The sequence below is a fragment of the Cupriavidus sp. BIS7 genome, assembly GCF_000292345.1.
Lineage (GTDB): Bacteria > Pseudomonadota > Gammaproteobacteria > Burkholderiales > Burkholderiaceae > Cupriavidus.
Genome location: NZ_ALOU01000032.1, coordinates 64,514 through 77,562, shown reverse-complemented (window position 1 = coordinate 77,562; position 13,049 = coordinate 64,514). Strand labels below are relative to the sequence as shown.

Below are 13,049 nucleotides of genomic sequence, written 5' to 3'. Positions count from 1 at the left end.
GCGGGAGAGGGGAGCACACATTCAGTCCGCCAGCAGTCCTGCCACTCGCTCCGCAATCGCCAGCGACGACGTCAGCCCCGGCGATTCAATCCCGAACAGGTTCACCAGCCCGGGCACCCCGTGCGTCTGCGGCCCATCGATCCGGAAATCGGCCGCGACTTCCGTCGGGCCGCTGATCTTCGGCCGAATCCCCGCATAGCCCGGCTGCAGCGCGCCATCGGCCAGCCCGGGCCAGTAGTGGCGCACCTCGTCATAGAAGCTGTCGGCGTCGTGCGGCGGCACGCTGTACTCGATCTCGTCGATCCAGCGCACATTGGGGCCGAAGCGCGCCTGGCCGCCCAGGTCCAGCGTCAGGTGCACGCCGAGGCCGGCTGCCTCGGGGACCGGATAGATCAGTCGCGAGAACGGCGCGCGGCCGGCCAGCGTGAAATAGCAGCCCTTGGCGTAGTACTGCGGCGGAATATGTTCAGGCGGAATGCCGTTGATGCGGCGTGCCAGGTCGGGCGCGGTCAGGCCCGCCGAATTGACGACCGTGCGGGCGAGCAGCGTGGTCGCGCCATCGTCGCTGCCAACTTCCAATCGAATACCATCCGGCGTCACGGCGCCTGACAAAACCGGCGACTGCACGGCCAGCATTGCGCCGGCCTGCTCCGCATCGCCAAGCAGCGCGGTCATCAGGCCGTGGCTGTCGATGATCCCGGTGGATGGCGACAGCAGCGCGGCGTGGCATTCGAGCTGCGGCTCCAGCGCGCGTGCTTCGTCGCGCGTCAGCAGTTGCATGTCATGCACGCCGTTGGCGGCCGCCTTGGCGCGGATGCCCTCCAGCGTGGCCACCTGGGCGGCACTGGTCGCCACAATCAGCTTGCCGCACCGCTGGTGCGTAACGTGGTGGCTAGCGCAATAGTCGTAGAGCATGGCCTTGCCGCGCACGCACAATTCGGCCTTGAGCGATCCGGCAGGGTAATAGATGCCAGCGTGAATGACCTCGCTGTTGCGTGCACTGGTGATCGTGCCAAACGCGTTCTCGGCTTCGAGGATGATCACCTCGCGGCCCTGCAGCGCCAGCGCGCGCGCAACGGCCAGGCCAACCACGCCAGCGCCGATCACGACGCAATCCACTTGTTCCATCTGTCTGCTCCCTGTTGCTATTTTGTTCAGTCGAGTCCCATCCGCGCTGCCGCGGCGGAAAGGTGGGCGCTGGCGGCGGCGCGGGCTGCCGAGGCGTCGCCGGCAGCGATCGCTTCGACCAGCGAGGCGTGTTCCGAATCGGCAGCGCGCGGCGTGCCATTCAAGACGTTGAGTTGCGCGCTGTTTTCCCAGGCGTGCTGACGCGCGGCAAGCAATTGCTGGCTGACGAAATCGGTCAGGCCGGTAAAGCAGGGGTTGTGGGCGGCCTGGGCAATCGCGTGGTGGAACGCGATGTCGGCTGCGGCGGCGCTCGGAAAATCGGCGGCGTGAACCTGCATCGATTCCAGCGCGGTGCGGATGCTGGCCAGATCGGCGTCGGTGCGGCGCAGTGCCGCCATTTCCGCGCACGCGGTTTCCACTACGCGGCGCAGTTCGAACAGTTGCGCCAGCGTCGGGCCGCCGTCTGGCGCACTGGCTACTCGCCATACCTGTCCGCCCGGTGTTTCCGAGACATAGGCCCCGGACCCCTTGCGCGTCACGAGTACGCCATCTGCCTTCAGCAGGGCGATGGCCTCGCGTACGATCGGCCGGCTCACGTCGAACGTTTCGGCCAGCGCCGATTCGGCCGGTAGTCGTGCGCCTGCGGCAAAGCGGCCGGCGGCAATATCGTCGCGCAGGGTCTGGGCGATGCGGCTGGCGAGCGAGGCGGGGCGTGAAAGTCTATCCATGGAGGATCGGGTGAGATGTCAGGCTGTCAGACAGCTTTGGTGGTGGGCTGATTCTGCGGGGGAGGGTGAAGCGCGTCAAGCGCTGGTTCGGCGGCCGGGTGCGGAACGGTTCGATAATCGGCCTGTGACGGATTGGCCTCATCAGCGCCACCGAAGTGGGGGTCAAGGTTTTGTCGTATTTGTCGATAGCAGAGCCATCAAGTGCCGCGAGCCCCGCAACGGGCCGGGCCGCTTTCCCGAATGCTTCGCGCCGTTATCCGCTGTCAGGGGTTCGGCGCCTTTCATGGAGACCCGTACAAGCCATGATCTCGCTTACCCCCCAGGACCTGCCGGTCGGGCAGCCGCTGCCGTGGTCCCTGCTCGACGGGCACGGCAATCTGATGCTCGGCAGTGGCAGCATCATTCCGGATGCCCGCGATCTGGCGCTGGTTTTTCGTCACGGTGAAGTCTGCCGCCCCGACGACATGCCCGAGGCCGGCAACGAGCCCGATGCGCAGCCGGGCTCGCGCCTGGCCGCGGGGCCGCTCGGCTTGCAGGTTGGCACGCTGCTTCATGTCAAGACGCCTGGTGACAAGTCGCGCGCCGCTGCCAGCCGCCTGATCGGGTTTGTGGACCAGGGGCTGTTCATCACCTGGCCGACTCTTGGTGGACGCGACCTGACGCTGCAGGCGGGCGAACAGTTGCTGCTGCGGGGCTTCTCCGGGCATGCGATCCACAGCTTTACATCGACCGTCACGGCGGTGTGCCGCAGCCCGTTCCGCTACCTTGTATTGTCGGCTCCGGCGGAGCCCGCGCAGATGCCTGTGCGCAGTGCTGCCCGCGTGCCCACCCGGCTGGCTGCGTACCTGCTTGATCAGTTCGAAGACGCGGATCAGGCTGGCGCTGACGGCTCTGCCGACGAGCGTATGGGCAACGGCCTGGCGCGGCTCGGTCTGCTATCTGATCTGAGCACTGGCGGCGCGCTGGTTCAGACCGCGTCCCCGGCACCGGCCGTGGGGCAGAAGGTCCGCTTGCGATTTCACCTGCGCACGGCAATGCTCGACGCCGAAGTCACCATCGACGGTTCGGTACGCAGTACGCCGGCGCAGGAGGACGAAGAGTTTCCAGCGTTCGGCGTAGCGTTCGACGCGCTGGGCGAACGGGAACTGACGCTGCTGCAGTGTTTCATCTACGAGCAACTACTGGCCACGTCGAGCATGCCGGTCTGAGGCGGGCATGCGCCTGACCATCGGGCCGCATGGCGGACGCATAAAACGGACGCATAAAAAACGCCGGCCACTGGCCGGCGTTTCCATTGCTCTGCCGCGCGTTGCGGCAAGGCGTGTTACATGCCTACGTAGTTCGGGCCGCCACCGCCTTCCGGCGTGATCCACACGATGTTCTGCGTCGGGTCCTTGATGTCGCAGGTCTTGCAGTGCACGCAGTTCTGCGCGTTGATCTGCAGGCGTTCCTTGCCTTCGTCGTTCTGCACGAATTCGTACACACCGGCCGGGCAGTAGCGCGACTCGGGGCCGGCAAATTTATCCCAGTTGATGTTTACCGGCACGCTGGCGTCCTTGAGCGTCAGGTGCGCGGGCTGGTTTTCTTCGTGGTTCGTGTTGCTGATGAACACCGACGACAGGCGGTCGAACGTGAGCTTGCCGTCCGGCTTCGGGTACTCGATCTTCTGGCACTCGGCGGCCGGCTTCAGGTAGACGTGGTCCGGCTTTTCGCGGTGGATGGTCCAGGGTGGGTTGCGGATGCCGAGCTTCGGCAGCAGCCACTGCTCGATGCCGGTCATCAGCGTGGCCGTGGTGCGGCCCTTCTTGAACCATTGCTTGAAGTTCTTGGCCTGCAGCAGTTCCTTGTGGAGCCAGCTCTGCTCGAAGGCAGCGGGGTAGGCGGCCAGTTCGTCGTGCTGGCGGCCGGCCTGCAGCGCGTCATAGGCGGCTTCGGCGGCCATCATGCCGGTCTTGATCGCGGCGTGGCTGCCCTTGATGCGCGAGGCATTCAGGTAACCCGCGTCGCAGCCGACCAGCGCGCCACCCGGGAATACGGTCTTCGGCAGCGACAGCAGGCCGCCGGCCGTGATCGCACGCGCGCCATAGCCGATGCGCTTGCCGCCTTCGAAGTACTGGCGGATCTCCGGATGGGTCTTGAAGCGCTGGAATTCCTCGAACGGCGACAGCCACGGGTTCGTGTAGTCAAGGCCGACCACGAAGCCCACCGCCACCTTGTTGTCCTCCATGTGGTAGAGGAACGAGCCGCCGTAGGTGGCCGGATCGAGCGGCCAGCCTGCGGTGTGCACCACCAGGCCGGGCTTGTGCTTGGCCGGGTCGATTTCCCACAGTTCCTTCAGGCCGATACCGTAGCTTTGCGGGTCTTTGCCTGCGTCGAGCTTGTACTTCGCGATGAGCTGCTTGCCCAGGTGGCCGCGCGCGCCTTCGGCGAAGATCGTGTACTTGGCATGCAGTTCCATGCCGAGCTGGAAGTTCTCGGTAACCTCGCCTTCCTTGTTGATGCCCATGTTGCCGGTGGCCACGCCCTTGACCGAGCCGTCCTCGTTGTAGAGGACTTCGGCGGCCGGGAAGCCCGGGAAGATCTCCACGCCCAGCGCTTCGGCCTGCTGGCCCAGCCAGCGCACGAAGTTCGACAGGCTGACGATGTAGTTGCCTTCGTTGTGGAAGCACTCGGGCAGCAGCGGGGCGCCCTTGGAGCCGGTTTCGTCGAGAAACAGGAACTTGTCTTCGGTCACCGGCTGGTTCAGCGGTGCGCCGAGTTCCTTCCAGTTCGGGATCAGCTCGTTGAGGGCGATCGGGTCCATGATCGCGCCGGACAGGATGTGGGCGCCCGGCTCGGAGCCTTTTTCCAGCACGCAGACGTTGACGTCGCCGCCTTTTTCCTGTGCCAGTTGCTTCAGGCGAATGGCCGTGGCCAGGCCGGCGGGACCGCCGCCGACGATGACGACGTCATACTCCATGGCTTCGCGCGGGCCATATTCCTCGACGAGTTTTTGCTGATCCATTGTCTCTAACCCTCTGTTTCTTCTGGGCGGCAATACTGCCGCATGTTTCGCAGCCCGTGATCCGGGCTTGCGGCTTGTGGAGATGCGGTGATCGGGCTCTATGGAACCGGCAGGAAGACAGGGTGCCGGGAGGTTTTGCGCCTCCCCCCAATTTCCCTCTTTCGCTTTGGGGACCAAGTTCTTAGAATCTTCGGCATTGTCCGGGACTCGACACCCTCAGGCAAGAATTTTTTTTGAACGACCGTTCGTTTTTTTTGATAAGCTGCGGCCTCCTGCACTTTGTGGTGCAGGCGCCGCATGCCCGGCATCGCCGGGCATCCCCACACCGAGGCAATCATGGGTCTGTCGATCAATCTGGAAGGCAAGGTCGCGCTGGTAACCGGCGCGTCGAGCGGGCTGGGTACACGTTTCGCCAATGTGCTGGCATCCGCCGGCGCCAAAGTGATTCTGGCCTCGCGCCGCGTGGAGCGGCTCAAGGAACTGCGGGCATCGATCGAGGCCGATGGCGGCAGCGCGCATGTGGTGCAGCTCGATGTGACCGATCCGGACAGCATCCGTGCGGCCGTGGCGCACGCCGAGACCGAAGCCGGCGCCATCGATATCCTCGTCAACAACTCGGGCGTGTCCACCACGCAGAAGCTGACCGACGTCACCGCCGAGGACTTCGACTTCGTCTTCGATACCAACACGCGCGGCGCGTTCTTCGTGGCGCAGGAAGTGGCCAAGCGCATGATTGCGCGCGCCAAGGGCGCCGAGAAGCTCGGCAATCCGCTGCCGCAGGCACGCATCGTCAATATTGCGTCGGTGGCCGGTCTCAAGGTACTGTCGCAGATTGGTGTCTACTGCATGAGCAAGGCCGCCGTGGTTCATATGACCAAGGCGATGGCCCTGGAATGGGCGCGGCACGGTATTAATACCAACGCGATCTGCCCGGGCTATATCGACACAGACATCAACCACCACCACTGGGATACCGATGCGGGGCAGAAGCTGATCCAGATGCTGCCGCGCAAGCGCCTGGGCCGACCCGAAGACCTCGACGGCCTGTTGCTGCTGCTGGCGTCCGATGCCTCGCGCTTTATCAATGGCGCGGTGGTCACGGCCGACGATGGCATGGTCTGATCCTCCCGGATCGGGCTGATAAGAACTAACAACACAAGCAGCAAACCGCCGCCGCGGCCGCACGGGCCGCGAGTGGTTGGGACGGAGGGGAGATGGAGCAAGACACTCAGGCACGGCGCAACGCCGTGCCTCAGCACGTCGTCGATTCGGTGATCGTTCCCGAAGCTGCCGACGAAGCGCGCGATAGCGAATTCCGGGTTTCGCCGCGTATCGAGGACTGGATTGGCGTGATCGTGATGCTGCTGCTGGTGGCCATCACGTTCGCCAACGTGGTGGTCCGCTATTTCACCGACGAATCGTTCGCCTGGACCGAGGAATTTTCGGTCTTCCTGATGATCGTGCTGGCACTCGTGGCCGGCAGCGCCGCCGTGGCGCGTGATCGGAACATCCGCATTGAATTCTTCTTCGAGCGTGGCAGCGCCGCGCGGCAGAAGCGGCTGGCCATTGTTTCGGCGCTGGCCGTCGCGGCCATGTTCCTGGCGCTGGCCGTGCTTGGCGCGCGGATTACGTGGGACGAGTACACGTTCGGCGAGACGTCGCCCGGCATCGGCGTGCCGAGCTGGTGGTACTCGGTCTGGCTGCCGGTGCTGTCGCTCGGCATCACGCTGCGGGCACTTGGCCTGGCCCTGCGCAATGTCCGCGCATTGCGTGCGCTGACGAACGGTGGGGAGCGCGCGCAATGACGCTGATCGCCATCATTCTCTTCGTGGTCTTTATCGGCCTGATGCTGCTGGGCGTGCCGATTGGCGTGTCGCTGGGTCTTGGCGGCCTGGTGGCCATCGGCCTGTCGAATCTCGATACGCAGATGTTCGGCCTGCTGGCCGTGCCGCAGAACTTCTATGCCGGACTGGCCAAGTATCCGCTGCTGGCCATCCCGATGTTCGTGCTGGTTGGCTCGATCTTCGACCGCTCGGGCGTGGCGCAGCGGCTGGTCACGTTTGCGATTGCGATCGTGGGCCGTGGCCCGGGCATGCTGCCGCTCGTGGCGATTCTCGTGGCGATGTTCCTCGGCGGCATTTCGGGCTCCGGTCCGGCCAATGCGGCCGCGGTCGGCGGCGTGATGATCGCGGCGATGTCGCGTGCCGGCTATCCGGGTTCCTACAGCGCCGCCGTGGTGGGCGCCGCAGCGGCCACCGACATCCTGATCCCGCCCTCGGTGGCGTTCATCATCTATAGCGTGCTGGTGCCCGGTGCCTCGGTACCGGCGCTGTTTGCCGCTGGCATGATCCCCGGCATCCTGGCCGGCGTGGCGCTGATCGTGCCGGCCGTGTGGCTCGCGCGCAAGCACAACATGGGGCATATCGAAGCCGGGCTGCCGCGCCCGCCGTTCTGGAAGAGCCTGCGCGAGGCCGCATGGGGACTGGTGGCGCCGTTCCTGATCCTGGGCGGCATGCGCGCGGGCTGGTTCACGCCGACCGAGGCAGCCGTGGTGGCCGTGGTCTACGGCCTGTTCGTCGGCATGGTGATCTACCGCAGCATTGGCCTGCGTGACCTGTTCACGATCTTCCAGGAGGCGGCGGAGACGTCGGCGGTGATCCTGCTGGTCGTGGCGCTGGCCGGCATCTTTGCCTATGCGCTGTCCACGCTCGGCGTGATCGACCCGCTGGCCAATGCCATCGCCAATTCGGGTTTGGGCGAGTATGGTGTGCTCGCGCTGATCGTGCTGCTGCTGATGACCGTCGGCATGTTCCTGGACGGCATCTCGATCTTCCTGATCTTCGTGCCGCTGCTGCTGCCCATCGCCACCGCGTTCCACTGGAATCCGGTATGGTTTGGCGTGGTGCTGACGCTCAAGGTGGCGCTGGGCCAGTTCACGCCGCCGCTGGCCGTGAACCTGATGGTCTCGTGCCGCATCGCCCGCGTGCGCATGGAGGAGACCGTGCCGTGGGTGATCTGGATGCTGCTGGCGATGTTCGTCGCCATGCTGATGGTGCTCGCCTATCCGCCGCTGGCAACCTGGCTGCCCGACCGCCTTGGCTACTGATATGAACGAAAAAATGAAAAGAGGAGATTCCCGGATGAAACGCCGTGCCCTGATGTTGTCCGTTGCCGCTTCGATTGCTGCCGCCGCGCTTGTGCCCGCCGGTGCGATGGCGCAGACCTACAAGCCCGAGTACAAGATGTCGCTGGTGCTGGGCCCTGCATTCCCGTGGGGCAAGGGCGGCGAGATCTGGGCCGACCTGGTGCGCCAGCGTACCAATGGCCGCATCAACATCAAGCTGTATCCGGGCACCTCGCTGGTGGCGGGCGACCAGACGCGCGAGTTTTCGGCGATTCGCCAGGGCGTGATCGACATGGCCGTGGGCTCCACCATCAACTGGTCCCCGCAGGTCAGGGAACTGAACCTGTTCTCGCTGCCGTTCCTGATGCCCGACTACAAGGCGCTGGATGCGCTGACGCAGGGCGATGTCGGCAAATCGATTTTCGCCACGCTGGAGAAGGGTGGCGTGGTGCCGCTGGCCTGGGGCGAGAACGGTTTCCGCGAGGTGTCGAATTCGAAGCGCGAAATCCGCAAGCCTGAGGACCTCAAGGGCCTGAAGCTGCGTGTGGTGGGTTCGCCGCTCTATATCGAAACGTTCAATGCGCTGGGCGCCAACCCGACGCAGATGAGCTGGGCCGATGCGCAGCCCGCCATGGCGTCTGGCGCCGTGGATGGTCAGGAAAACCCGCAGAGCGTGTTCGCCGCCGCCAAGCTCTACACGGTGGGCCAGAAGTACGTGACGACGTGGGGCTACGTGGCAGACCCGCTGATCTTCGTGGTCAACAAGCAGATCTGGGAAAGCTGGACGCCGGCTGACCGCGAGATCGTCAAGCAGGCTGCCATCGACGCCGGCAAGCAGGAGATCGTGCTGGCACGCAAGGGCCTGAACGAACCGGGCGCGCCGGCATGGAAGGACATGGAGCAGCACGGCGTGAAGGTGACGAGCCTGACCCCGGCCGAGCACGACGCGTTCCGCAAGGCTACCGCCAAGGTCTACGACAAGTGGAAGAAGCAGATCGGCGCCGACCTGGTGACCAAGGCCGAAGCTTCGATCGCCAAACGCTGATGAAACACGTCTTCACCTTCGTGATGCCGATACGGTGGGGTGACATGGACGCCATGGGCCATGTCAACAACACCGTGTACTTCCGCTATATGGAGCAGGCGCGGCTTGAGTGGTTCGCGTCACTGGGCCGCAACGGCAAGGATGCCAGCGGCCACGGCCCGGTGATCATCAACGCGAGCATGACGTTCCTGAAGCAACTCCGCTTTCCCGGCGACATCGAGTGCCGGGTGTACGCGGGCAAGCTCGGCCGCACCAGCTTCGAGACGTGGACGGAGATCCTCCGGACCGACATGCCCGACGTGATCTGGGCCGAGGGCGGCGCGAAGGTGGTGTGGTGCGACTACGCGGCGGAGAAAAGCGTGCCGGTGCCGGAGGAGATCCGCCGCTTGATCGAAGCGTAGCGGTTTGGTCTGCCTTCGGCGGGTCCCCTCAGTGATTTACCAGGCGCTGCACCAGGTCCACCGCGGTATGGGCGCCATACTTCTTCATCAGCCGCGCACGGTAGATGTCCACCGTGCGCGGACTGATCGATAGCAGCTTCCCAATCTGCTTGCTGGTCTTGCCCTCGACCAGTTGCGCGGCGATATCGCGTTCGCGTGCCGTCAGTTCGGCGGTGACCGGCCGCTTTTGCGACAAATCCTCGAAAGTCCAGATCCCCGTGCCGAGCGCATCCTTGCGATCGAGCGCGCGGCCCGTGACGTGGCACCAGAACAGCTCGCCATTGGCGCGCTTCATGATCCGCTCGTCCGAGTACATGCCCTTGGTGTTCATGATCGGCACGATGCGCGCGCCGGTACGCTCGAACTCGTCCGCGGTGGGGTAGAGCACCTGGAACGATTCGCCGACCAGGGCATCGCGCGTGGTGCCGAAGATCCGGCACACTTCGTCATTGCAATCCTCGATCATGCGGGCGCGCGACAGCACCAGCCCGACGGGTGCCAGCTGGAAGGCGGTCTGGTAGTCGATGGACGGCATTATCCCTTATGTACTTTTACGTAATGGCGTTGGCAGCATACGATGACGTATGCTTTGGGGCGTCAACGGCGGTGCCTGACCGCCGATTGTACCGTTACAACTTCCGCGCGTGGCCGATCGGCCATATCGCGGACCAAGAACGTCGTCGGAAGGCTTCGAACCATCCGCGCGGGACTACCGAGGAAGGAGCAAACATGAACAAGGTCTACGCCAGCGCCGCCGAGGCGCTCGCGGGCGTCGTGCGCGACGGCCAGACGATCGCCGTGGGCGGTTTCGGGCTGTGCGGCATCCCCGAGGCGCTGATCGCCGCACTGCGCGACAGCGGCGCCAAGCAGCTTACCTGCATTTCCAACAACGCCGGCGTCGATGGTTTTGGCCTGGGCATGCTGCTGACCACGCGTCAGATCCGCAAGATGATTTCGTCGTACGTCGGCGAAAACAAGGAATTCGAACGCCAGTATCTGGCGGGCGAACTCGAGCTTGAATTCACGCCGCAGGGCACGCTGGCCGAGAAGCTGCGCGCCGGCGGCTCGGGCATTCCGGCCTTCTTCACCAAGACCGGCGTCGGCACGATCGTGGCCGATGGCAAGGAAGTGCGCGAATTCAACGGCGAGCAGTATGTGATGGAACGCTCGCTTGTGTCCGATGTGGCACTGGTCAAGGCCCAGAAGGCTGACAAGGCCGGCAACCTGGTGTTCCGCCGCACCGCGCGCAACTTCAATCCGGTTTGCGCGATGTCCGGCAAGATCACGGTGGTCGAGGTCGAAGAGATCGTCGAAACCGGCGAGATCGATCCGGACGATGTCCATCTGCCGGGCATCTTCGTGCACCGCATCGTGCTGAACACGACCCCCGAAAAACGCATCGAACAGCGCACCGTGCGTGCCAAGTAAGGAGACAGATCATGGCATGGACACGTGATGAAATGGCCGCGCGCGCGGCAAAGGAACTGCAGGACGGGTTCTACGTGAACCTTGGCATCGGCCTGCCGACGCTGGTGGCCAACCACGTGCCGCAGGGCATGGAAGTGTGGCTGCAGTCGGAAAACGGCCTGCTCGGCATCGGCCCGTTCCCGACCGAGGAAGAAGTGGATGCCGACATGATCAACGCCGGCAAGCAGACCGTGACGACGCTGCCTGGTTCGTCGATCTTCTCGTCGGCAGATTCGTTCGCGATGATTCGCGGCGGCAAGATCAACCTGGCCATCCTGGGCGCCATGCAGGTCAGCCAGCGCGGCGACCTGGCCAACTGGATGATTCCGGGCAAGATGGTCAAGGGCATGGGCGGCGCGATGGACCTCGTGGCCGGTGTTGGCCGCGTGGTGGTGCTGATGGAGCATACGGCCAAGAAGAAGGACGGCTCCGAGGACATCAAGATCCTTGAGGAGTGCAACCTGCCGCTGACTGGTGTGGGCGTGGTGAATCGCATCATCACCGACCTGGCAGTCATGGACGTGACGTCGGAAGGCCTGAAGCTGGTGGAAACCGCGCCGGGCGTGAGCCGTGAAGACGTTCAGTCGAAGACGGGTCCGAAGCTGATCTGATCCGATCTGATCCGTGTGAGGCTGTAAAGAAAAGCCCCCGTCGGCGCGAATAACGCGAGCCGGCGGGGGCTTTCTGTTTCATGCATCCCACATTGCTGTCTGCGAACTTCCCGGGACGTCAGACCTTCGCCTTGTTGTAGCTCGCAAAGACCGACGCAGCGCCATCGGGCTTCACCAGCAGTACGTCGAACGGGTCCTTGCGCGGCCCGTACTCCATGCCCGGCGATCCCACCGGCATGCCCGGCACGGCCAGCCCGGCGGCCTTCGGCTTGCTGGCCAGCAGCTTCTTGATGTCGGCGGCCGGTACGTGGCCTTCGATGCCGTAGCCCGCGATGACACCTGTGTGACACGAGCCGAAGCGGTCAGGAATCCCGTATTTGGTGCGATAGACGCCGGTATCCTCGACATCGTGCGTGCTCACGGCAAAGCCGTTCGCGCGCAGATGCTTGACCCAGTCTTCGCAACAGCCGCAGGTTGGGCTCTTGTAGACATCGATGGCCAGCGGTCTTGGCGATTGCGCCGCAGCCAGCAATGGCGACATTGTCAGCGAGCCGGCCCCGAGGATTCTCAGGAAGTTACGTCGATCCGCCATGCCGCTCCTTACTGGGCCACCCAGCCGCCGTCCATGTTCCAGATCGCGCCGCGCACCTGCCTGGCCGCTTCACTCGACAGGAACACCGCCAGCGCGCCAAGTTCCTCGGGCGTGACGAACTGGCCGGACGGCTGCTTTTCAATCACCAGTTCACGCTTGGCCTGCTCGACCGGAATCCCTTCCTTCTGGGCCCGCGCTTCCACCTGCTTCTGCACCAGCGGCGTCAATACCCAGCCCGGGCAGATGGCATTGGCGGTGACGCCGGTCTGGGCCGTTTCCAGCGCGGTGACCTTGGTGAAACCGACGATGCCGTGCTTTGCGGCCACATAGGCAGACTTTTCGGCCGAAGCCACAAGCCCGTGGGTGGAAGCGACGTTGATGATGCGACCCCAGTTCTTGGCCTTCATCGATGGCAGGGCCAGTCGCGTGGTGTGGAATGCCGAGGTCAGGTTGATGGCGATGATCGAATCCCAGCGGTCCACCGGGAATTCCTCGATCTTGGCTACGAACTGAATGCCGGCGTTGTTGACGAGGATATCGACGCCGCCGAAGTCCTTCTCGGCATAGCGCATCATGTCCTCGATTTCCGCCGACTTGCTCATGTCCGCGCCGTGGTACCCAACCTTGATGCCGCTGCCGGACCTGGCGATTTCCGCCTTTGCGCCGTCCGCGTCACCGAATCCATTGACGATGATGTTGGCACCTTGTGCAGCCAGTGCCTGAGCGATGCCGAGTCCGATACCGCTGGTCGATCCAGTGACCAGTGCCGTCTTTCCGTTGAGCATGGAAGCCTCCGTTGGGCGTGTCAGGATGTGCTGTGGCATTGTACTCGCTGGGCGTACAATCCTGCTTTGGCCAATCGCCGGCAATTTGGTTCATCTGCCGTGCTTTCCGAAGTAGCCGTCCGAAG

At 64.3% G+C, this 13,049-nt stretch carries 14 protein-coding genes; 8 read left to right on the top strand and 6 right to left on the bottom strand.

Features of this window, described 5'->3' with window-relative positions; all coding sequences use genetic code 11:
- Nucleotides 1–21: 21 nt before the first annotated feature.
- Both B552_RS0112165 and B552_RS0112160 read right to left on the bottom strand, forming a co-directional pair.
- On the bottom strand, nt 22–1,128 hold the full coding sequence (locus B552_RS0112165) for an NAD(P)/FAD-dependent oxidoreductase (RefSeq protein WP_019449296.1): 1,107 nt from the start codon (nt 1,126–1,128) through the stop codon (nt 22–24).
- Between the two features lie 26 nt (nt 1,129–1,154).
- Entirely contained in the window at nt 1,155–1,856 is a 702-nt protein-coding gene (locus tag B552_RS0112160) for an FCD domain-containing protein (RefSeq protein ID WP_019449295.1), read from the bottom strand.
- 302 nt (nt 1,857–2,158) lie between these two features.
- Between B552_RS0112160 and B552_RS0112155 the strand changes: the two genes are divergently transcribed.
- Nucleotides 2,159–3,064 carry a flagellar brake protein gene (locus B552_RS0112155; RefSeq protein ID WP_019449294.1) on the top strand — a complete coding sequence of 302 codons (906 nt, stop codon included), beginning with the start codon at nt 2,159–2,161 and terminating at the stop codon, nt 3,062–3,064.
- Between the two features lie 116 nt (nt 3,065–3,180).
- Here the strand turns inward: B552_RS0112155 and B552_RS0112150 are convergent, their stop codons facing one another.
- Nucleotides 3,181–4,860 carry an electron transfer flavoprotein-ubiquinone oxidoreductase gene (locus B552_RS0112150; protein ID WP_019449293.1) on the bottom strand — a complete coding sequence of 560 codons (1,680 nt, stop codon included), beginning with the start codon at nt 4,858–4,860 and terminating at the stop codon, nt 3,181–3,183.
- A gap of 336 nt (nt 4,861–5,196) precedes the next feature.
- Between B552_RS0112150 and B552_RS0112145 the strand changes: the two genes are divergently transcribed.
- The 5 genes from B552_RS0112145 (at nt 5,197) to B552_RS0112125 (ending at nt 9,430) form a co-directional block, all read left to right on the top strand.
- Entirely contained in the window at nt 5,197–5,982 is a 786-nt protein-coding gene (locus B552_RS0112145) for an SDR family oxidoreductase (protein ID WP_026035587.1), read from the top strand.
- Between the two features lie 92 nt (nt 5,983–6,074).
- A complete protein-coding gene (locus tag B552_RS0112140) occupies nt 6,075–6,665 on the top strand; it encodes a TRAP transporter small permease (protein ID WP_019449291.1) in 591 nt (196 codons plus the stop codon).
- Nucleotides 6,662–7,966 (top strand): TRAP transporter large permease, encoded by a 1,305-nt coding sequence (locus tag B552_RS0112135; RefSeq protein WP_019449290.1) that lies wholly within the window; start codon nt 6,662–6,664, stop codon nt 7,964–7,966. Before B552_RS0112140 ends, B552_RS0112135 begins: the two co-directional genes overlap by 4 nt.
- Before the next feature lie 34 nt (nt 7,967–8,000).
- Complete coding sequence (locus B552_RS0112130) at nt 8,001–9,029, top strand: DctP family TRAP transporter solute-binding subunit (protein ID WP_019449289.1); 1,029 nt, start codon at nt 8,001–8,003, stop codon at nt 9,027–9,029.
- Nucleotides 9,029–9,430, top strand: a complete 402-nt coding sequence (locus B552_RS0112125) for a thioesterase family protein (protein ID WP_019449288.1) — start codon at nt 9,029–9,031, stop codon at nt 9,428–9,430. Before B552_RS0112130 ends, B552_RS0112125 begins: the two co-directional genes overlap by 1 nt.
- Nucleotides 9,431–9,458: 28 nt before the next feature.
- On the opposite strand, the gene B552_RS0112120 is transcribed toward B552_RS0112125, so the two are convergent.
- A complete protein-coding gene (locus B552_RS0112120) occupies nt 9,459–10,004 on the bottom strand; it encodes a PAS and helix-turn-helix domain-containing protein (protein WP_019449287.1) in 546 nt (181 codons plus the stop codon).
- 194 nt (nt 10,005–10,198) lie between these two features.
- On the opposite strand from B552_RS0112120, the gene B552_RS0112115 reads away from it, so the two are divergent.
- Both B552_RS0112115 and B552_RS0112110 read left to right on the top strand, forming a co-directional pair.
- Entirely contained in the window at nt 10,199–10,897 is a 699-nt protein-coding gene (locus tag B552_RS0112115; protein ID WP_019449286.1) for a CoA transferase subunit A, read from the top strand.
- An 11-nt stretch (nt 10,898–10,908) separates the two neighbouring features.
- Nucleotides 10,909–11,547 carry a CoA transferase subunit B gene (locus B552_RS0112110; protein ID WP_019449285.1) on the top strand — a complete coding sequence of 213 codons (639 nt, stop codon included), beginning with the start codon at nt 10,909–10,911 and terminating at the stop codon, nt 11,545–11,547.
- 118 nt (nt 11,548–11,665) lie between these two features.
- Here the strand turns inward: B552_RS0112110 and B552_RS0112105 are convergent, their stop codons facing one another.
- Complete coding sequence (locus B552_RS0112105; RefSeq protein ID WP_026035585.1) at nt 11,666–12,139, bottom strand: DUF411 domain-containing protein; 474 nt, start codon at nt 12,137–12,139, stop codon at nt 11,666–11,668.
- Between the two features lie 8 nt (nt 12,140–12,147).
- A complete protein-coding gene (locus B552_RS0112100; RefSeq protein WP_019449283.1) occupies nt 12,148–12,924 on the bottom strand; it encodes a 3-hydroxybutyrate dehydrogenase in 777 nt (258 codons plus the stop codon).
- Between the last annotated feature and the right edge of the window lie 125 nt (nt 12,925–13,049).